Source organism: Microvirgula aerodenitrificans DSM 15089, assembly GCF_000620105.1.
GTDB lineage: Bacteria > Pseudomonadota > Gammaproteobacteria > Burkholderiales > Aquaspirillaceae > Microvirgula > Microvirgula aerodenitrificans.
Map to the genome: position 1 here is coordinate 108,343 of NZ_JHVK01000004.1, position 18,194 is coordinate 126,536.

Here is an 18,194-nt window from a genome sequence, read left to right on the forward strand (position 1 = left end):
GCAGATTAAGTGGATTGTTTATTTGGAATGGGAATAAAAGAGTGCAGGCAACCCCGCGCTCGCACGGCGTGGACCTCCCCCGCAATGGGCCCAGTGACGGGATGCGCGTTAAGATGCAGCAGAGGAGATGCCCATGCCCGATTCAGCCCTGCCAGATAGTCGCCTTGAAGCCGTGTGCCAACGACTTCGCGATGCCCTGCCTGGCGTAATGGGCATTTATGCCTTCGGCAGCCGGATGCAGGGCACGGCCAGGCCGGACAGCGACCTTGACCTCGCCGTGCTGGTCGACGGCTACGCCGATCCGCTGCAATTATGGGAGCTGGCCGGACAGCTGGCCGGACTGAGCGACTGGCCAGTCGACCTGCTGGACCTGAGAGCAGCCAGTACGGTCATGCAGTATCAGGTGCTGACGACCGGGCGACGCCTGTGGGCCCGGGAACCGGAGGCAGGACTGTTCGAGTGTTTTGTCATGAGCGAAAAAATCGCCCTGGATGAGGCAAGGGCCGGACTGCTGCACGATATCGCCACGGAAGGGCGCGTATATGGTCGATGATGTACTGCTGAACAAGGTCGCCACGATCGAGCGCTGCGTCGGACGTGCCCGCGAGGAGTACGCCGCTGCCGGTGCGGGCTTCGACACCGATTACACGCGCCAGGATGCTGCCGTCCTCAATATCCAGCGCGCCTGCGAAGCAGCGCTCGGCGCCGGCCACCATCTGATCCGGCGCGAACGACTCCGCATCCCGCAGAGCGCCCGCGATGTGTTCACCTTGCTGGCGCAAGCGGAATGGCTGGAAACCGGACTGGCCGGGAAGCTGAAACGCATGGTGGGTTTCCGCAATCTTGCCGCTCATGACTACCAGAGCCTGCTGGTACCGATCACGATCAACATCATCACCCTGCATCTGGATGATTTTCTGCAGTTCACTGCCGCGCTGCTTGCCCATGCAACGGACAATGAAAAACAAAAAGGCCCGGTCACGAAGACCAGGCCTGATGCTTGAAGCGATTGGTGGGTCGTGCGGGGCTCGAACCTGCGACAAACGGATTAAAAGTCCGCTGCTCTACCAACTGAGCTAACGACCCACGACATCGAGGGTACCGATGCCGGGAAAATTGGTGGGTTGTGAAAGGCTCGAACTTTCGACCTACGGATTAAGAGTCCGCTGCTCTACCAACTGAGCTAACAACCCGTCGGCCACGGAAGAACCGTTGCCGGGGAAACTGGTGGGTTGTGAAAGGCTCGAACTTTCGACCTACGGATTAAGAGTCCGCTGCTCTACCAACTGAGCTAACAACCCCAACAGAGGGGCGCAATATAACGAGCCCCCGGACACCTCGTCAAGTGTTTTTTGTCGACACGCTAGCGCAGCAGCGCCTGCACCCGGTCGAAAAACGGCGACGGCGGCAGGTAGCCAATGACCCGGTCGCGCTCCATGCCCTTGATGTCAAAGAAAATCGTGCCCGGCGGTCCGTACAGGCCGAAGTTTTTCAGCAGTTGCTGGTGGGCCGGCGAATTGGCGGTCACGTCGGCCTGCGCCAGCGCGAACTTTCCGAGCGCGGTGGCCACGCGCGGATCGCTGAACGTGTCCCGTTCCATCTCCTTGCAACTGACGCACCAGTCGGCATAAAAATCGAGCATGACCGGGCGGCCGCGGTTGGCAGCCAGAAAGCGCTCCCAGTCCGCCGGGCTGTCCACCCGGGTAAAGGCCGGATGGGAAACCGTGACGGTCGCGGCAGACGCGCGCGCAGTCAGCGGCAGCAGCGGGCGCAACGGATCGTCGGCACCGGCCAGGCCGCCGACCAGCTGGATCACGCCGGTAATCGCCGCCAGCAGGCCCAGCAGTTTCAGGAATCGGCGGCCGCCATGATGACCCGCCGGCAGCGCGTCGAACGCGCCGGCAAACACCGCCGCACCGACCAGCACCACGCCGTAGCCGAGCAGGGCCACCGGAGCCGGCAGCCACGGCGACAGCAGATAGATCGCCAGCAGCAGCATCAGCACGCCGAACACGCCCTTGACCGCCTGCATCCAGCCGCCGGCTTTCGGCAGCAGCTTGCCGCCGGCTGCACCGAGCAGCAGCAGCGGCGCGCCAAGCCCCAGCGCCATCGCATACAGCGCGGCGCCCCCCCGTACGGCATCGCCGCTGGCGCCAATATAGCCGAGCGCCACCGCCAGCGGCGGCGCCACGCACGGGCCGACGATCAGTGCCGACAGCGCGCCCATCGCGAACACTGACAGCAGGCGTCCGCCGGTCATCCGGTTCGATGCCGACGCCATTCTCGCCTGCAGGCTGGCCGGCAGTTGCACATTGATCACCTCGAACATCGCCAGCGCGAACACCAGCAGCAGCACGGCGGCCACGATGGCGACCTCCGGTCGCTGCAGCCAGACCGTCAGCAGACTGCCGGTCAGCCCGGCGGCGACGCCGACCACGGTATAGGTCAGTGCCAGTCCCTGCACATAGGCCATGGCCAGCACAAAACCGCGCCAGCCGTGCGCCGCCTCACCCTGGCCGGCGACGATGGCCGACACGATCGGCAGCATCGGATACAGACAGGCGGTAAAGGCCAGCCCGAGGCCAGCTACAAAGAAGCTGCCGAGCAGCGCAATCCAGCCCAGTTTTGCCAGCCCGCCCGTGTCTGCCGGTGCGGCAGCCGGTGTGGCCGGCGCACTGCCCAGACCGGCCGCCGACACGAAGCGCGACAGCAGGTCATCGCCCTGCTCACCGCCGGCCGGCACGCCGTCGGCGCCGAGCGTCAGCCGCCGCGTTTCCGGCGGATAGCAGACGCCGGCATCGGCACAGCCCTGCTGCGACACCACCAGCACCAGCGGACGCGGTGCGCCGGCCGGCAGCGTCACCGTCGCCTGGCTGCGGCCATGGTAGATTTCCGAGCGACCGAAGAACGCGTCCTGCTTGAGGGTGCCGTCGGCCAGCGTGGTCCCCAGTTCCAGCACCGGCTCGGTCGCAACCCGGATGCGCTCCTTGTACAGGTAGTAGCCGTCAGCAATGCGCCAGTCGAGCGTGACCGTGTCACCCTGCCGGGTGGCCGTCAGCGCAAAGGCACGTTCCGGTGGCAGCAGGTCGTCGGGATTGACCGCCAGCGCGGACAGCGAACACAGTCCCAGCACGAAGGCCAGCACGATGCGGATCAGGGTTCTAGGATTCAGTACGGAGGGCATGCGCAGGTTTTTTCTGTGGTTTATCACGCGTCAGTGCTTGAAATGGACTCACTGGCGACCCAGTTTATATAGGCGGGCAGGCCGGCAGTGACCGGCAGTGCCAGGATTTCCGGTACCGCGTACGGGTGCAGTGCCTGCACCTGTCGCTCAAGCGCCGGCCAGGCAGCCCGCACGGTCTTGATCACCAGCGTCACTTCGCTGGCGGTTTCCACCCGGCCCTCCCAGCGATACACCGATTCGACGGCGGGCAGCAGATTCACGCAGGCGGCCAGCCGCGAGCCGACCAGTTCTTTGGCAACAAGACGCGCACACTCGATATCTGGCACATTGACCAGCCCGACCAGCACTTCGCTCAACCGACTGCTCTCATCCATGAAATACCTTTTTCTGCTTGTTCTGGCGTTCCCGCTCATCGAGCTCGCCACCCTGATCGCCCTGGCCGGCCGCTTTGGCGGGGGCCCGGTGTTTCTGGCCCTGCTCGCCGGTGCGGTCATCGGCGTGCTGATCCTGCGCAACCAGCAGCTCGGCGCCTTGCTGACGCTGTCGTCGGTCATGCGCAATGGTCAGCAGACATCGCTGTGGCAGTTGCTGTGGCCACTGCGCTATGTGTTCGCCGGCCTGCTGTTCATCTTTCCCGGCGTCATCAGCGACGTCCTGGCGCTGCTCCTGCTGCTGCCGTTCAAGGGGCCGAAAATCATGGCCGGCCCGATTGGCGGCGATTTCCGTGCCGACCCGTTCGGCCGGCCACCGCAGCGCGACGACGGCACCATCGATGGCGAATACACCCGTGTCGACGAACAGCCTACGCAATTGACCGATCGTAAACCTTAAGGCAACAATCGTCGGGCCAGGTCGGACGCTTCGAAATGCCCGGCCAGCTCGACCACTTTCCGGCGGCTGCTGTCGCCGCTCCTGAGCCGGACTGCCGCGCGGGACACGCCGCAGCGTTCGGCCAGAAACGCCAGCAGGCAGGCATTGGCCTTGCCGTCCACCGGCGGGGCAGCCAGACGAATTTTCAGCGCCTCGCCATGCAGGCCGGCGGTCTCGGTCTTTTTGGCGCCGGGCTGGACATGCAGTGTCAGCCGCGCAAAATCGGGGCCTGTGGTCAACCAGTTCATGTCGTATCCGTTCTGCTTCGCGGTTGCGAATTTTATCAGCACTCAACAGGGAGGTTTCATTATGGATATCGGTATCAGCAAGGAAGATCGCGGCACCATCGTCAGCGGACTCTCGCGCCTGCTGGCAGACAATTTCACCCTGTACCTGAAGACGCACAACTTTCACTGGAACGTGACCGGCCCGCAGTTCCGCACCCTGCACCTGATGTTCGAGGAACAGTACAACGAGCTGTGGATCGCCAACGACCAGATCGCCGAACGCATCCGCACGCTGGGCTTCCCGGCCCCGGCGTCCTACGGCGAGTTCGCCAGGCTGACGTCGATCAAGGACACCGACGGCGTGCCGAAGGCCACCGAAATGATCGAACTGCTGGTGAACGGCCATGAAACCGTGTGTCGTACCATCCGCGGCCAGTTCGCCGCGGTCGAGGCCGCCAATGACCAGCCGACGCTGGATCTGCTGACCCAGCGCCTGGAAGTGCACGAAAAGACCGCCTGGATGCTGCGCAGCCTGCTCGACTGAGCGCGACAGTAACCGGTAACCGCCAAGCCCGCCTGCCTGCGGGCTTTTTTCTTGCCCGCCGTCAACGCCGCCTCATGCACGACGGATCAAACCGGCGCGCAGCGCGGGCGGGCGCAACGCGGTTTCCCCGCGGCAGCGAGGGCGGGGGACAGTGGGCAGCGGCAGGCTGGCGGCGGGCCCGCCCACCCTGCTCACCGCGACATGTTCCTGCCGTTCCGGCCCATGGCGGACTGCAATTGTAGCGCCGTCGCGGCAGGAAAATGCCACGAGTGAAATGACCGTCCGTCGCTCGCGACTTATGGCATGGGCATCCACCATTTACAACAAAGGGTGTCCATCATCATGCAGCGCGCGGGCGGTCCCTGTATGCGAGCCCCTTCCTTCCTGTCTGTCGCCAGCACGTCAACCGGCATTACCTCACTGCTGTTCACCACCCTCGGCGCCGCCGCGGCGAGCTGGATTTCGTTGCAATTCCCGTTCAGCACGGGATTCATCGCTTTTATCTGGCTGCCCAGCGGCTTGTCCCTGGTCGCGATCCTGTGGGGTGGCTGGCGCATGCTGCCGGCGCTGGCTTTCGGCATGACGCTGCCGATGCTGCCGGAGACGCCGCTGGCGCTGTGGCCGGCACTGCTGCTGGCGCTGCTGTCAGCCGGACACAGCGGGCTGATCGGCACCCTGTTCGGGCGCTGGCGCCACCGGCACTGGGATCGCCTCGATCTCGGCGACCTGATCCTGGCCCTGCTGACGGTCGGCGCCATCACGCTGACCACTGCCCTGCTGTCAATTGCCATCTGCGTGGGCAGCGGCCTGCTGCCATGGGGCGCGCTGACCCGTGCCATCCTGCCGTGGTGGAATGCCGATCTGCTGTCACTGGCGGTGCTGCCTCCGCTGCTGATCGCCTGGCGCGGCACGCCATGGCCGGCCGGCCGGCGGCAGCAGGAACTTGCGCTGATCCTGGCCGTCACCCTGGCCAGCGTACTGCCGGTCCTGAACCAGCCGGAACCGCTGGCCTACCACGCATTCATCTACCTGCACTTCATCACCGTGATCTGGATGGCGTTGCGCTTCGGCCAGCGCGAGGTTGCGCTGCTGTGCCTGCTGGTCCAGGCCGGCCTGCTGCTCGGCTGGGGCACGCAGCACCAGTCGTTCCAGCAGCAGATGACCGATCAGTTGCTGCTGCTGACCGGTGCGGCGATGGGCCAGATCGTGACCGTGCTGGTCGCCGCGCTGCGCGCCCGCAACCAGCAACTGGAAAACCTGCTGGCCAGTACCGAGGCGCAGAAACGGGACCAGGGCGCCATCCTGTCGCGGGCACTGATGCTGATGCCGTCCGGTGTGGCGATCATCCGCGCGTCCGACGGCCATATCGTCGACTGCAATCCGCGCATGTGCGAGATGTTCGGCGTGGAAAGACAGGCAATGCTGGGCCGCAGTTCGATTGAATTGTGGCTGTGGGACAATCCGGCCGACCGCGACACGCTGGTCACCACCCTCGATCAGCCGCTGGCGCAGGAATTCTGGATGCGGCACAGCGACGGCAGCCGCTGGCGGGCGCTGGTCTGTGCGTCCTGGCTCGATCTCGGCGGCGAGGCGCACTATCTGGCGATGATCAGCGACATCGACCGGCTGGTGCACGCCGAGGCCACGGCGCTGCACAGCGAACGCCGCATCGAGTCCGCGCTCAGCGCTGCCGGCATCGGCTACGTCGATCTGGACTTTGCCCGCAACCGCGCCAGCGGCAACGAGGCCATGGCCCGCTTTTTCGACTATCCGGTCGCCGGCGAGCACGACATTTCACCGATCCGGACTGACTGGATCGACCGCATCCATCCGGAAGACCGGCAGAAGATCGCCGATGCCTTCTGCGCCATGCAGGCGTTCAGGGATATTCCGCGCCGCAGCGAATTCCGCATCCGCGACGGCGACAACTGGCGCTGGATGGTCTCGACCATGGAACCGATCGAATCGACCCGGGACGGGCGCGTCCTGCGCTGGGTCGGCACCTATGTCGACGTCAGTGCCCAGCATCAGGCGGTCGAGCAGCTGCAACTGGCCGCCCATGTACTGTCGCACAGCTCGGACGCCATGGTGATCTGCGACACCCGGGGCAACATCCTGCAGGTCAACCACGCGTTCGAACGCCTGACCGGCATGTCCCGCACCCAGGCCATCGGCGCGTCGCTGGCCCGCCTCAGCGGCCCGGAATGCCACTGCGAAACGCCGCCGGACAATCAGGCCTGGGAAGGCGAACGGCCCTTCCTGACCGCCAGCGGGCAGTTGCTCGCCTGCTGGCAGCGTCAGACACCGGTCACCGATGCCCTGGGCGAAACCCGCCATCTGTTCATCACGCTGACCGACCTGACCGAACGGCGCCGTGCCGAGGCCCGTATCCGCTTCCTCGCCGAGCACGATCCGCTGACCGGCCTGATCAACCGGGCCGCATTCAGTGAGAGGCTGGAGCAGGCACTGCTGCAGTCGCAGCGCGACGGCAGCAGCAATGCGCTGATGTTCATCGATCTGGACAATTTCAAGCAGGTCAACGACAGCCTCGGCCATGCCGCCGGCGACCTCCTGCTGCGCGAGGTGGCCCAGCGCCTGCGCGGCGTGGTCCGCGCCAGCGATGTGATCGGCCGGCTGGGCGGTGACGAGTTCGTCGTGCTGCTGAGCCGGATTCCCGACCCGGGCGATGCCGCCCAGGTCGCGGAAAAGATCCTGGCCACGCTGAACGAACCGTTCAGCCTGGCTGGCGACGAGGTCCAGTCGCCGGCATCGATCGGGGTGGCGCTGAGCCCGCAGGACGGCAGCGACAGCGATCTGCTGATGCGCCACGCCGATGCCGCCATGTATTTCGTCAAGACCCACGGCCGGCATGGCTGGCGCTTCTTCGCCCCGACCATGCAGGCCGAAGTGATCGAACGGCGCGAACGCGAGCAGGCGCTGCGCCGTGCGATCGAGACTTTCGACTTCGAGCTGTGGTACCAGACCGAACACGATATCCGGACCGGTTCGGTCATCGCCATCGAGGCCTTGCTGCGCTGGCGTGACGAGGCCGGCCTGTTGCGACCGGCGGCGGATTTCATCGCACTCGCCGACGATATCCGCCTGTCCACCGAACTGACCAGCTGGACCCTGAACGCCGCCTGTGGACAGGCCCGCCACTGGCGCGACAACGGCCTGATCCAGTGCCCGGTCGCAGTCAACCTGAGCCCGCGCCAGTTTGCCGATCCGGCACTGACCGAGCATATCGCCAAGGCACTGTCCGACAACCGGCTGGATGCGGCCTGGCTGGAGATCGAAGTGCCGGAGGCCTCGCTGGTGCAGGATATCGTCCATACCCGCCGTCAGTTCGCGGCACTGTCCGCCCTCGGCGTGCGCGTGGTGGTCGATCATTTCGGGGCCTCCGCCTTCGACCTGCTGCTGCTGTGCCAGCCGCCGCTGGTCAGGCTCAAATTCGACCGCGCCCGCCTGCAGCACCTGCTTGCCGACGGACGCGCGGTACCGGCGCTGGCGGCCTTCCTGTGCGCGCTGGGGCTGCCGCTGACCGCCAAGGGCGTCGAGCACCTGGACGAACTGCCGATGCTGGCCCGGCTCGGCCTGCGGCATGTGCAGGGCATTGCGGTCGGCGAACCGCTGTCGGCCAGCGCCATGACCGCGCGGCTGACGGCATCGAATGACGCCCATGCTAAAATGACCGCCATCTCGCCCCCCGCGTCCTGAGCTGCACGGCCGGAGGGCGTACGCCGCGCAAGGACGTCCCGACCATCGTGCACCCGGATCTCACCTACGACTCATCGCCCCGACACGCGCCGCTCTGGCTGGCGGTGGGGGTGTCGTTTGCCGTGCATGTGGCCATTGTCATCGGCATCCGCTGGCAGCCGGCACTGCCGCTGCCGGCCGACCCGGTGCCGCTCGAAGTCGTGCTGAGCGCCGGCGCAGCGCACGACAAGCCGGTTCGCGCCACCGTCGCCGCGCCGCCGGCGCCGGCAACGGTCAGGCCGGACAGCACGCCACAGCGGCGCCATGACGCACCGAAAGCCAAAGCCGACCGCCCGGTCCGCGAACCAGCCCCCCGCACCAGACCCGAGACCGCCGACATCCCTGCCAGCGAGCCGGCACCCCGTCCATCGCGTCACGTTCCGGCACACCAGGCAACACCGCGAACCGGCACCCCCTCGTTCACTACCGGCGACCTGCTGGCCGACGCCAGGGCACTGGCGCGGGCAGACAGTGACACGGCGGCACCACCGGCGGCCGGTGCCGCCTCCCGCCGCGCCGTCATCAGCGCCACGACCCGCGATGCGGTCTTCGCCAGCTATGCCGAGGACTGGCGGCGGAAGATGGAACGCGTCGGCAATCTGAACTACCCGCAGGATGCCCGTGACAAGGGGGTCTACGGCCGTCTGAAGCTGCGGGTCGACATTCGCGCCGACGGGTCGCTGATCGATGTCCGCATCCAGCGCGGCTCCGGCCATCCGGAGCTGGACGACGCGGCGATCCGCATCGTCCGGCTGGCGGCACCGTTTGCCCCGTTCCCGCCGGCACTGGCCCGCGACTACGACCAGCTGGCCATCATCCGCAGCTGGAACTTCACCCGCGACAACCAGTTCGCAGCCGGAAACTGAGCGTTCCCCTCTCGCAGCCCGGTTGCCGCAGCGCTTACAATGGCGTTTTGCGGAGAGCCCCATGTACGAAGTCAATCGCAGCGTCATCATCGTCAAGCCCAGACAACCGTTCGTCGACTGGCTGCTCGGCCTGCCGTTCGAAATCGATGCCGACGAGGTCAACCTGGTCAATCTGCGCCGCGACAGCAATGCGCTGCTGGTGCCGGCCATCGAGGACTACGACGATCTGCGCGCCGTACTGAAGCAGCGCTGGCCGGACATTTTCGAGGCGGAGCTGGCCGACTGGTGCGCCGACGACACGCTGTGGCCGGAAAAGCGCACGCAGAACCTGTTCTCGCAGTGGTTCGAGATCGAACTGTCGTCGGTGCTGACCGACCTGTGCGATGAGCCGCTGGAACGCGAAGCCTACGATGACATCGAGTTGCCGGACGCCGAATAAGGCTTGCCCGGCGGCAACCCGACTGTGCTGTAATGGCGGGAAAACGAGCGTTTGAACTCGTTCGTGGCCGCACGGCCCCCCCCCGCCATTCGACAAAGGAGACTCCGATGCATCAGACCGACATAAAGGTTCGTGGTTATCATCTCGACCTGTACGGTCACGTCAACAACGCCCGCTACCTGGAATTTCTCGAGGAAGCGCGCTGGGCCTACTTCGATGTGCACACCGATCTGTACGGCTTCATGCAGACCGGTCTGGCCTTCGTCGTCGTCAATATCAACATCAGCTACCGTCGCCCGGCACTGATGAACGAGATCCTGACCGTCGACACCTCGGTCAGGGACGTCGGCAACCGCTCGGCCGTCATCCGCCAGGTGATCCGTCTGCAGGGCAGCGACACGGTGGTGGCCGAAGCCGACGTGACCTTTGTCCTGTTCGACAGCAAACAGAATCGTGCCGTCACCATTGAGGGCGAGATCCGCGCCCTGATGGACCGGCTCGCCGCCGAGGACTGAACCCGGCGGCCACTGCAAGGGGAAGCTGAATGAAGAAGGTGATTGCCATCGCCCTGGTGCTCGCGGTCGTGGCCGTGGCCGGCTATGCGCTGACCAGCCGCGATCCTGCGCCATCGGTGACCTACACGTCGATGGATGCGCGGAAGATGACGACCGACTCGCTGAAAGGCAAAGTCGTGCTGGTCAATTTCTGGGCCACCAGCTGTCCCGGCTGCGTGAAGGAAATGACCGAGTTCAGGCAGATCTACCAGCAGCTGGCACCGCAGGGAAAATACGAAACCCTGGCCGTGGCGATGAACTACGACCCGCCCAACTACGTGAAGACCTTCGTCGCCGAGAACAAGCTGCCGTTCCCGATCGTTCTCGACAGCGACGGCAAGCTGGCCGAGGCCTGGGGCGGCATCCAGCTGGTCCCGTCGACCTTCCTGGTCGGCAAGGACGGCCAGGTGATCAAGCGCTATCTCGGCGAACCCGATTTCAGGGAACTGAGACAGTTGATCGATCAGGCGATCGCCGCCTGACCGGCGCTGCCGGGGACACCAGCGGGCTGAATGCCGTCGGTGCCCCGGCCTCAGGCCCGTCTCAGCGTGCCTTGATTTCGGTCCACAACCGGTTCAGCTCGCGCCGGTCCTTTGCACCAAGATCCTTCAGCAATACCAGCTTGTCGCGGGATGGATCGGCCATGATCACCTTGTTGGCCCTGATCTCCGGCTGCAGGTAGCTCAGCGCTGCCCGGTTCGGATTGACCGACCCCATGATGTTGGACACATCGGCCGCATTCTTGCCGTCCAGCAGGAAGTTGATGAACTGCAGCGCCAGGTCCGGACGCTTCGCGTTCTTCAGGATCACCAGGTTGTCCAGCCCGAGGATATTGCCTTCCTTCTGCAGGTTGTAGCCGATGGTGAAGTTGCGCTTCGCCGCCTTCGCGTCGTGCATCGCCTGGAAGAAGTCGTTGGTGAAGCCGTGCACCAGCCAGATATTGCCGACCGTCAGTTCCTTGATATAGCTCTGATTGTTGAACGCGGCCCAGTACGGCTTGGCCTTGCGGATCACCGCGGCGGCGGCCTGCAGGTCGGCCGGGCTGGTACTGTTGGCGTCACGCCCCAGATACATCAGTGCCGCGCTCATCAGCTCGCGCTGGCTGTCGAGCACGGTCACCCGTCCCTTGAGCTTGCCCAGGTATTTCGGATCGAACACCGCTGCCCAGCTGTCGGTCGGAATGCCGAGGGCGCGCATTTTCTCGCTGTTGTAGCCAAGGGCGGTAATGCTGGCGAGCAGCGGCGCGCCGACGGCATTGCCCGGGTCGAACGGGGCATTCAGCTTCAGGTAGCCGGCATTCAGGTTGGCGAAGTTCGGCAGTTTCGCCCGGTCCAGCGGCTGGGTCTTGCCCTGCTTGATCAGTGCCTGCATCGCATAGGTGGTCGGCACGACCATGTCGTAGCCGGTCGCACCGGCGGCCAGCTTGGCCAGCATTTCCTCGCTGTCGCCGTAATAGTCTTCCTGCACATCGCACTTGCACTGTGCCTCGAAACGTTTGATCGTCACCGGGGCGATTTCGTTGTTCCAGTTGAAAACGCGCAGCACATCCCTCGCCAGGGCGCTCCCGGACAGGGCAACGATCGTGGCGGCGAGAACGAGCTTCTTCATTATGGTGGGCTCCTGTGCCGGCATCGCCCGGAGCGGGCCGGGCCGGCGGGGTGGGTGGGAAAAACGGGGGGACATGCCGACGCGGCCGTCAACAGACGGCCGCAGTGCCTGCATCGGACGTCCGGCGCAGCGTCAGACGTTGACCATGTTGTCGCGGTGGATCAGTTCCGGTTCACCGACATAGCCGAGCAGCGCCTCGATATCGCGGGTCGGATGGCGCATGATCAGCCGCGACTCGTCAGACGAGTAGTTGACCAGCCCGCGCGCCACTTCGTTGCCGTCCTCGTCGACGCAGGCCACGGCATCGCCGCGCAGGAAGTCGCCCTGCACCTCGCTGACGCCGATCGACAGCAGGCTGGTGTGCTGCTCGCCCACCGCGCGCACGGCGCCACGGTCAAGCACCAGCGCACCGGCCAGCCGCAGGTGGTCGGCCAGCCACTGCTTGCGGGCGATCATCCGGTCCGAGGTCGCCACCAGCTGGCTGCCGATGGATTCGCCATCGGCCAGCCGCGACAGCACGTTCGCTTCGCGCCCGCTGGCGATCACGGTCGCGGCGCCGCTGCGCGCGGCGCGCTTGGCGGCGAGGATCTTGGTCAGCATGCCACCGGTGCCGACACTGCTGCCGGCGCCGCCGGCCATGGCTTCCAGCGCCGGGTCGCCGGCCTGCCCCTCATGGACGAACTCGGCCGCCGGGTTGCTGCGCGGGTCGGCGGTGTACAGACCGCGCTGGTCGGTCAGGATCACCAGCGCATCGGCTTCGATCAGGTTGGTCACCAGCGCGCCCAGCGTGTCATTGTCGCCAAAGCGGATTTCGCTGGTCACCACGGTGTCGTTCTCGTTGATGATCGGCACCACGTTCAGCGCCAGCAGCGTGTTCAGTGTCGAGCGCGCGTTCAGATAACGGGTACGGTGGGTCAGGTCCTCATGGGTCAGCAGCACCTGGGCGGTTTTCAGGTTGTGGGCGGAAAACGCCTGTTCATAGGCCTGGCACAGGCCCATCTGGCCCACGGCGGCGGCGGCCTGCTTCTCGTGCAGCGCCGTCGGGCGGGCGTTCCAGCCGAGGCGTTTGACCCCCTCGGCGACCGCGCCGGAACTGACCAGCACCACCGCCTTGCCACGCCGCATCAGGTCGGCGATTTCCCCGGCCCAGCGATCCAGCGCGGCATGGTCCAGCCCTGCGCCATCGTTGGTAACCAGACTCGAACCGACCTTGACCACGATGCGCGTGGCGGCGTGAATGACCGACTGCATGTAATTCTCCAGACAAGACGAACGGCGGTCCGGTCAAGCCAGCCGCCGCAATGAAGTGCCGATTATCGCGCGTTCGGCGCGCCGGTTGTAGGCCACCAGATCAAGGAACGGCAGCCTGTGTGCCGCAGACCGGACAGGCCGGGTCGCGGACCAGCCGCATGCGCCGCCATTCACCGCTTTTGCCGTCCAGCAGCTGCAGGCGGCCGACGGCCTCCGACGGAATGCCGGCCAGCAGCTTGATCGCCTCCATCGCCTGCAGGCTGCCGATGACCCCGACCAGCGGCGCCAGCACGCCGAACAGCGCACACGGGCCGTCGGAGGCATCGCCCTCGTCCGGGAACAGGCAGTGATAGCACGGCATGTCGGGCTGGCGGTAGTCGAACACTGCGAGTTGGCCGTCGAAGCGCACCGCCGCGCCGGAAACCAGCGGCGTGCCGGTGGCGACGCAGGCACGGTTGACTGCATGCCGGGTGGCGAAATTGTCGCAGCAGTCGAGCACGATGTCGGCTGCCGCCACCCGCGCCAGCAACGCCGCACCATCGAGCCGCTCGGCCACGTCGTGCACGACGATGTCCGGGTTCAGCTCCAGCATGCGCTGGCGCGCGCTGGCGGCCTTGTTGACGCCGATGCGGTCGGTCGCATGCGCGACCTGGCGCTGCAGATTGGTCAGATCGACATCGTCGTCATCGCAGACGGTAAGGGTGCCGATGCCGCTGGCGGCCAGGTACAGCGCCACCGGGCTGCCGAGGCCGCCGGCACCGACGATCAGGGCGTGGCTGTCGAGCAGGCGCTGCTGGCCATCGATGTCGATCTCGGGCAGCAGGATATGCCGCGAATAGCGGATCAGTTGCGTGTCGTCCATGCCGGGATTGTGCCGGGTTTTGCCGTCTGGCGCAGTCCGCCATTCGGCGGAGGGTCAGGCTTCCTCGACCACCTTGCGCTGGAAGCGCACGCCGAGCTGCTTGAGCTTGCGGTACAGGTGGGTGCGTTCCAGCCCGACCTTCTGCGCCACGCGGCTCATATTGCCCTTCTCCAGCGAGATGTGATGCTCGAAGTAGCGACGCTCGATCTGTTCGCGCAGCTCGCGCAGCGGCAGGTTGAAGTCAAAGCCCAGCTCCTCGATCGGCTTCTCGACCTTGAACTGCGACAGCACGCGCAGGACGTCGGGCGCGTCGATCTCGTCGTCCTCGACCGTCAGCGCCAGGCTCTTGACGATGCCCTTGAGCTGTTCGAGGTTGCCCGGCCACTCGTACTGGCGCAACGCGTTCAGCGCCGCCGTGGTAAAGCGCTTCAGCGGGGTCTGCTTGCTCTCGACCAGTTCGGCAACGATCTGGTTGGCCAGATCGACAATATCCTCGGCATGCTCGCGCAGCGCCGGAATCGGCACGATCACGCTGGCCAGCGTGGTCAGCAGCCGGTTGTCGCACTCGGGATCGACCAGCAGGTCGGACAGCGGCCGGCTGCAGGCGCAGACCACGCGAGCGTTGTAGCGATCAAGCTTGGACAGCAGGAACAGCAGCCCCTGCTGCGCCTTCTTGTTCAGGTAGGCAATGTCGCCCAGCCACAGCACGCCGTTGTTGGCTTTCTGCAGCAGGTCGAGCGGCGCATCCGCCAGCGTCTCCGGCTTGGCGACCGTGACCCACGGCGTATTCTGCGCATGCAGGAAGCGCGCGACCAGCTCGAAGCCGACCCCCGGCTCGCCGGACAGCAGCACCGGCGTCTTCAGCGCGGCAACGCGTTCGAGGTTCTTTTTCAGTTCCTGGACCGGCGCGCTCTTGCCGAGCTTGTTCAGGTCCAGCGCCTGCGCCGCCTGCATGTCGCCATACTTCAGCGCACGCTGGATGGTGCTGAGCAGCTTGGCCAGCGCGATCGGTTTCTCGAGGAAATCGAACGCGCCGATGCGGGTCGCCTCGACCGCGGTGTCGATGCTGGCATGACCGGACATCATGATGACCGGCATGTTCAGCTGGCCGGACTTGGCCCACTCCTTCAGCAGGGTGACGCCGTCACAATCCGGCATCCAGATATCGAGCAGCACGGCCGCCGGGCGCACCTGGTTGCGCAACTGCCGGGCCATTTCGGCGTTCTCGGCCACGGCGGCGGTATAGCCTTCGTCGAGCAGGATCTCGGAAAGCAGCTCTCGAATGCCGACCTCGTCGTCAACGATCAGGATGTCACTGCTACGCATGGTGTCTCCGATAGGGGCAGCATCACCCGCATTTGTGCGCCATGGGGCGACACATTGCCGGCACTGATACTGCCTTTATGCTCTTCAATGATTCGTTTGACCACCGCCAGCCCCAGGCCGCTGCCTTTGGCTTTGCTGGTGACATAGGGATCGAATGCGCGCGGCAGGATTTCGGGCGGGAAGCCGGCGCCATTGTCGGTCACCGTCATCACAACTTGTTGATCTGCAATGAACGTCCTAATTTCTATGATCGCCTCGGCAACGTCAAGCGTGGCATCCTGCGCGTTCACGACCAGATTGTGTATGACCTGGCGCAGCAGGGCGGCATCGGCCAGGATCGGCAGTTCGCCGTCGTGGAGATCCATCCGTACCGACGGGTTGGATTCGTACAGCATCATCACTTCGCGCACGATCGCATTCAGGTCGGTGGCCGCCATCCGGCTGGCCGGCGCGCGCGCGTAGTCGCGGAAGGCGTCGACCATGCCCTTCAGCGCCGCCACCTGCTTGATGATGGTATCGGTCGAGCGTTGCAGGAAATCGGCGTCGTGCGCATCGAGCTTGTTGCCGAGCTTCATCGCCAGCCGTTCGGCCGACAGCTGGATCGGTGTCAGCGGGTTGCGGATCTCGTGGGCGAGCCGCTTGGCAACCTCGCCCCAGGCCGCATCGCGCTGGGCACGGACCAGATCGGTCACTTCGTCGAAGACCACCACCCGCCCGGCGCCATCCGGCAGCAGGCCGCCGCGCACCAGCAGCAGCCGGCCGTCGCTGAGTTCGATCTGCTGCTGCCAGTCGCTTTCGTCACGGTCCAGCCTCGAGTAGACCGACGACACGAAGGCTTCCAGCGCCGGTGCCCACGCCAGCCATTCCGGCAGCGGCGTCAGCGCCAGCATGTTCAGGTCCCAGTCGAGAATGCGCGACGCGCTCTGGTTTGCAGCCGTCAGCCGCAGGTCGGCATCGAAGGCCAGCACGCCGCTCGACAGCGCGGCCAGGATGCGTTCCAGATAGGCGCGGTTGGCCTCGATCTGTTCGCGCGCGGCCTCTTCCGCCTGCTTGGCATCGGCCAGTTGCCGCGTCATCCGGTTGAACAGCGCGGTCAGGATGCCGAGCTCGTCGCGGCGGTAGATCGGATGCTGGCGCGAGAAGTCGCCCTGGGCCACCGCCCGCGTGCCGGCAGCCAGCGCCGACAGCGGTGCCGACAGCCGGCGCGACAGCAATGCCCCCAGCCCGACGGCCGCAAACAGCGACAGCAGCAGGGTCAGCGACAGCGTCAGCCGGTAGAACTCCTTCAGCCCGTCCCGCGCCAGCACCAGCTTGCGGTAATCGGCCCGGGTCGCTTCGACCTGCTCGGCATCGACCGCCAGCTGCTGCGGCGCCGGCTGCACGGCCACCAGCGTGACCGTATCGCCGTAGCCGATGCGGTTGATGCGCTGGGCCACTTTCAGCAGCAGCGTCGCCCCGCCGCCGCCCTCGATGCCGCGCCACTCGCTGGTCGCATCCAGCGCACCGCCAAAACTCGCCGCCGGCGGCGGAGGCGGCGACATGTTGTTGTCCGGACACGAATAGGCGATCAGCCGGTCGCGGCTGTCGAACAGCGCCAGCTGGCGAATGCCCAGCTGTGAGCGCAGGCGGTCCAGCCGTTCGGCCTGCAGGGCCGGCGTGGCGTTGGCCAGTTCGCGGGCGGCCACGCTGTTGCGCGCGGCCAGATCGGCCAGAAGCGCATCCAGCGCCGAGCGGCCGAGGTTCAGCCCGCGGTCCAGCGCACTTTCGACCTGGACGTTGAACCAGCTTTCGATGCTGCGGTTCAGGAACTGGACCGACATGGTAAACACGAGAATGCCCGGCAGCACCGCCACCAGCGCGAACATGCTGGTCATGCGCAGCGTCAGCTTGGCGCCGAACACGCGTTCGCGCACGGCACGGCGCATGCGCCACAGCTCGCGCCCCAGCACCGCCACCAGCCCCAGCACCAGCAGCCCGTTCAGCGCAAAAATCCACCAGTAGTAATCGGTCAGGCTCGACGTGCTGCCGGACGCAATGGCCAGCAGGTACAGCAGGCCCAGCCCGAGTACGCCGAGCGCAATCAGCCAGGGGCGCATCAGTCGTCTCCTTCGCCCTGCCCGCTGGTCAGCGGAATCCAGTCCGAATCCAGCGCCCAGTCGTTCGACTTGATGATGTTCAGCTGGAACGGCTTCGGCAGCCGGGTGGTGTCGAGCGTCAGCCGGATGCGACCGGCGAAGTCTTTCAGCGGCGAGCGACCGACGACCGAGCGTGGCAGCACACGCCAGCTGCGCGCCGAGCCGATGATGGCCAGGGCGTCGTCAAGCCGGGCAAAACTCAGGTACAGGTTGCCCTGGCCGATGCCGACGCGGTACTGCCGGGTCAGCGGGTGCCAGGACAGCCGGTAGCGCTGGGTGGCGGTCGGCTCGAACCAGTCGCCCAGCGAGCGCCACCAGGCGGTGGTCCGTGGGCGGGTCAGTTCGAAATCGAGGCGAAAGGTCAGCATGACACCCTGTTCGAGCGCATCGGACAGGGTCGGGTTCAGGTGCAGGGCAAAACGGCTGTTGACGGCCAGTGCGCCATCGCTGATGACCAGTTGCGCGATCCTGGATTCGACCGGCGCCGGATCGGCGGCGTGAACCGCCAGCGGCATCAGCGCCGCGAGCGAAAGAAACAGGGTCAGGAGTAGCGCAAGGCCACGGGACATGCA

General features: G+C 65.8%; 18 protein-coding genes and 3 tRNA genes. 9 read left to right on the plus strand and 12 right to left on the minus strand.

The window, feature by feature from the left end:
• The first annotated feature begins 133 nt into the window (after nt 1–133).
• Nucleotides 134–553: a type VII toxin-antitoxin system MntA family adenylyltransferase antitoxin gene (gene mntA / locus Q352_RS0105965; RefSeq protein ID WP_036385474.1), complete on the plus strand. Its 420-nt coding sequence runs from the start codon at nt 134–136 to the stop codon at nt 551–553.
• Nucleotides 543–1,004, plus strand: a complete 462-nt coding sequence (hepT, locus tag Q352_RS20040; RefSeq protein ID WP_051528718.1) for a type VII toxin-antitoxin system HepT family RNase toxin — start codon at nt 543–545, stop codon at nt 1,002–1,004. The genes mntA and hepT overlap by 11 nt, the downstream gene beginning before the upstream one ends.
• Before the next feature lie 6 nt (nt 1,005–1,010).
• Here hepT and Q352_RS0105975 read toward each other — a convergent pair.
• The 5 genes from Q352_RS0105975 to cutA form a co-directional block, all read right to left on the minus strand.
• Nucleotides 1,011–1,086: transfer RNA gene (locus Q352_RS0105975), tRNA-Lys, on the minus strand.
• A 31-nt stretch (nt 1,087–1,117) separates the two neighbouring features.
• Nucleotides 1,118–1,193, minus strand: a tRNA-Lys gene (locus Q352_RS0105980).
• Nucleotides 1,194–1,225: 32 nt separating this feature from the next.
• Nucleotides 1,226–1,301 (minus strand) — tRNA-Lys (locus tag Q352_RS0105985).
• A gap of 62 nt (nt 1,302–1,363) precedes the next feature.
• Nucleotides 1,364–3,184 carry a protein-disulfide reductase DsbD gene (gene dsbD / locus Q352_RS0105990; RefSeq protein WP_028498552.1) on the minus strand — a complete coding sequence of 607 codons (1,821 nt, stop codon included), beginning with the start codon at nt 3,182–3,184 and terminating at the stop codon, nt 1,364–1,366.
• A 23-nt stretch (nt 3,185–3,207) separates the two neighbouring features.
• Nucleotides 3,208–3,558 carry a divalent-cation tolerance protein CutA gene (cutA, locus tag Q352_RS0105995; protein WP_036385476.1) on the minus strand — a complete coding sequence of 117 codons (351 nt, stop codon included), beginning with the start codon at nt 3,556–3,558 and terminating at the stop codon, nt 3,208–3,210.
• Between cutA and Q352_RS0106000 the strand changes: the two genes are divergently transcribed.
• Nucleotides 3,557–4,015, plus strand: a complete 459-nt coding sequence (locus Q352_RS0106000) for an FxsA family protein (RefSeq protein ID WP_028498554.1) — start codon at nt 3,557–3,559, stop codon at nt 4,013–4,015. The two genes, cutA and Q352_RS0106000, sit on opposite strands and share 2 nt — an antisense overlap.
• Here Q352_RS0106000 and Q352_RS0106005 read toward each other — a convergent pair.
• Nucleotides 4,012–4,302 (minus strand): DUF167 domain-containing protein, encoded by a 291-nt coding sequence (locus tag Q352_RS0106005; protein WP_028498555.1) that lies wholly within the window; start codon nt 4,300–4,302, stop codon nt 4,012–4,014. The two genes, Q352_RS0106000 and Q352_RS0106005, sit on opposite strands and share 4 nt — an antisense overlap.
• Nucleotides 4,303–4,363: 61 nt before the next feature.
• On the opposite strand from Q352_RS0106005, the gene Q352_RS0106010 reads away from it, so the two are divergent.
• From Q352_RS0106010 to Q352_RS0106035, 6 genes are all read left to right on the plus strand, one after another.
• Nucleotides 4,364–4,825 (plus strand): Dps family protein, encoded by a 462-nt coding sequence (locus Q352_RS0106010; protein ID WP_028498556.1) that lies wholly within the window; start codon nt 4,364–4,366, stop codon nt 4,823–4,825.
• A gap of 366 nt (nt 4,826–5,191) precedes the next feature.
• A complete protein-coding gene (locus Q352_RS0106015) occupies nt 5,192–8,542 on the plus strand; it encodes a bifunctional diguanylate cyclase/phosphodiesterase (protein WP_028498557.1) in 3,351 nt (1,116 codons plus the stop codon).
• A 47-nt stretch (nt 8,543–8,589) separates the two neighbouring features.
• Nucleotides 8,590–9,447 carry an energy transducer TonB gene (locus tag Q352_RS22195; protein ID WP_156952483.1) on the plus strand — a complete coding sequence of 286 codons (858 nt, stop codon included), beginning with the start codon at nt 8,590–8,592 and terminating at the stop codon, nt 9,445–9,447.
• A gap of 61 nt (nt 9,448–9,508) precedes the next feature.
• On the plus strand, nt 9,509–9,886 hold the full coding sequence (locus Q352_RS0106025; protein ID WP_028498558.1) for a hypothetical protein: 378 nt from the start codon (nt 9,509–9,511) through the stop codon (nt 9,884–9,886).
• Nucleotides 9,887–9,993: 107 nt separating this feature from the next.
• Entirely contained in the window at nt 9,994–10,401 is a 408-nt protein-coding gene (locus Q352_RS0106030; RefSeq protein ID WP_028498559.1) for an acyl-CoA thioesterase, read from the plus strand.
• 29 nt (nt 10,402–10,430) lie between these two features.
• Nucleotides 10,431–10,922, plus strand: coding sequence for a peroxiredoxin family protein (locus Q352_RS0106035; protein WP_028498560.1), 492 nt, complete (start codon nt 10,431–10,433; stop codon nt 10,920–10,922).
• Nucleotides 10,923–10,983: 61 nt separating this feature from the next.
• On the opposite strand, the gene Q352_RS0106040 is transcribed toward Q352_RS0106035, so the two are convergent.
• The 6 genes from Q352_RS0106040 to Q352_RS0106065 form a co-directional block, all read right to left on the minus strand.
• Nucleotides 10,984–12,048, minus strand: coding sequence for an ABC transporter substrate-binding protein (locus Q352_RS0106040; protein WP_028498561.1), 1,065 nt, complete (start codon nt 12,046–12,048; stop codon nt 10,984–10,986).
• 132 nt (nt 12,049–12,180) lie between these two features.
• Complete coding sequence (gene proB / locus Q352_RS0106045; RefSeq protein ID WP_028498562.1) at nt 12,181–13,299, minus strand: glutamate 5-kinase; 1,119 nt, start codon at nt 13,297–13,299, stop codon at nt 12,181–12,183.
• Nucleotides 13,300–13,399: 100 nt separating this feature from the next.
• Nucleotides 13,400–14,161 carry a HesA/MoeB/ThiF family protein gene (locus tag Q352_RS0106050; RefSeq protein ID WP_028498563.1) on the minus strand — a complete coding sequence of 254 codons (762 nt, stop codon included), beginning with the start codon at nt 14,159–14,161 and terminating at the stop codon, nt 13,400–13,402.
• Nucleotides 14,162–14,215: 54 nt separating this feature from the next.
• A complete protein-coding gene (locus tag Q352_RS0106055) occupies nt 14,216–15,487 on the minus strand; it encodes a sigma-54-dependent transcriptional regulator (RefSeq protein WP_028498564.1) in 1,272 nt (423 codons plus the stop codon).
• Nucleotides 15,466–17,583 (minus strand): sensor histidine kinase, encoded by a 2,118-nt coding sequence (locus Q352_RS0106060; protein ID WP_028498565.1) that lies wholly within the window; start codon nt 17,581–17,583, stop codon nt 15,466–15,468. Before Q352_RS0106060 ends, Q352_RS0106055 begins: the two co-directional genes overlap by 22 nt.
• Entirely contained in the window at nt 17,583–18,191 is a 609-nt protein-coding gene (locus Q352_RS0106065; RefSeq protein WP_036385479.1) for a DUF4390 domain-containing protein, read from the minus strand. Before Q352_RS0106065 ends, Q352_RS0106060 begins: the two co-directional genes overlap by 1 nt.
• Nucleotides 18,192–18,194 lie beyond the last annotated feature (3 nt).

Coding starts and splice junctions, on each gene's coding strand:
- cutA (WP_036385476.1), bottom strand. CDS start 3,558: ATGGATGAGAGCAGTCGGTTGAGCGAAGTGCTGGTCGGGCTGGTCAAT.
- mntA (WP_036385474.1), top strand. CDS start 134: ATGCCCGATTCAGCCCTGCCAGATAGTCGCCTTGAAGCCGTGTGCCAA.
- Q352_RS0106010 (WP_028498556.1), top strand. CDS start 4,364: ATGGATATCGGTATCAGCAAGGAAGATCGCGGCACCATCGTCAGCGGA.
- Q352_RS0106015 (WP_028498557.1), top strand. CDS start 5,192: ATGCGAGCCCCTTCCTTCCTGTCTGTCGCCAGCACGTCAACCGGCATT.
- Q352_RS0106055 (WP_028498564.1), bottom strand. CDS start 15,487: ATGCGTAGCAGTGACATCCTGATCGTTGACGACGAGGTCGGCATTCGA.
- proB (WP_028498562.1), bottom strand. CDS start 13,299: ATGCAGTCGGTCATTCACGCCGCCACGCGCATCGTGGTCAAGGTCGGT.
- Q352_RS0106005 (WP_028498555.1), bottom strand. CDS start 4,302: ATGAACTGGTTGACCACAGGCCCCGATTTTGCGCGGCTGACACTGCAT.
- Q352_RS0106050 (WP_028498563.1), bottom strand. CDS start 14,161: ATGGACGACACGCAACTGATCCGCTATTCGCGGCATATCCTGCTGCCC.
- Q352_RS0106035 (WP_028498560.1), top strand. CDS start 10,431: ATGAAGAAGGTGATTGCCATCGCCCTGGTGCTCGCGGTCGTGGCCGTG.
- hepT (WP_051528718.1), top strand. CDS start 543: ATGGTCGATGATGTACTGCTGAACAAGGTCGCCACGATCGAGCGCTGC.
- Q352_RS0106030 (WP_028498559.1), top strand. CDS start 9,994: ATGCATCAGACCGACATAAAGGTTCGTGGTTATCATCTCGACCTGTAC.
- Q352_RS0106065 (WP_036385479.1), bottom strand. CDS start 18,191: ATGTCCCGTGGCCTTGCGCTACTCCTGACCCTGTTTCTTTCGCTCGCG.
- Q352_RS0106025 (WP_028498558.1), top strand. CDS start 9,509: ATGTACGAAGTCAATCGCAGCGTCATCATCGTCAAGCCCAGACAACCG.
- Q352_RS0106000 (WP_028498554.1), top strand. CDS start 3,557: ATGAAATACCTTTTTCTGCTTGTTCTGGCGTTCCCGCTCATCGAGCTC.
- dsbD (WP_028498552.1), bottom strand. CDS start 3,184: ATGCCCTCCGTACTGAATCCTAGAACCCTGATCCGCATCGTGCTGGCC.
- Q352_RS0106040 (WP_028498561.1), bottom strand. CDS start 12,048: ATGAAGAAGCTCGTTCTCGCCGCCACGATCGTTGCCCTGTCCGGGAGC.
- Q352_RS0106060 (WP_028498565.1), bottom strand. CDS start 17,583: ATGCGCCCCTGGCTGATTGCGCTCGGCGTACTCGGGCTGGGCCTGCTG.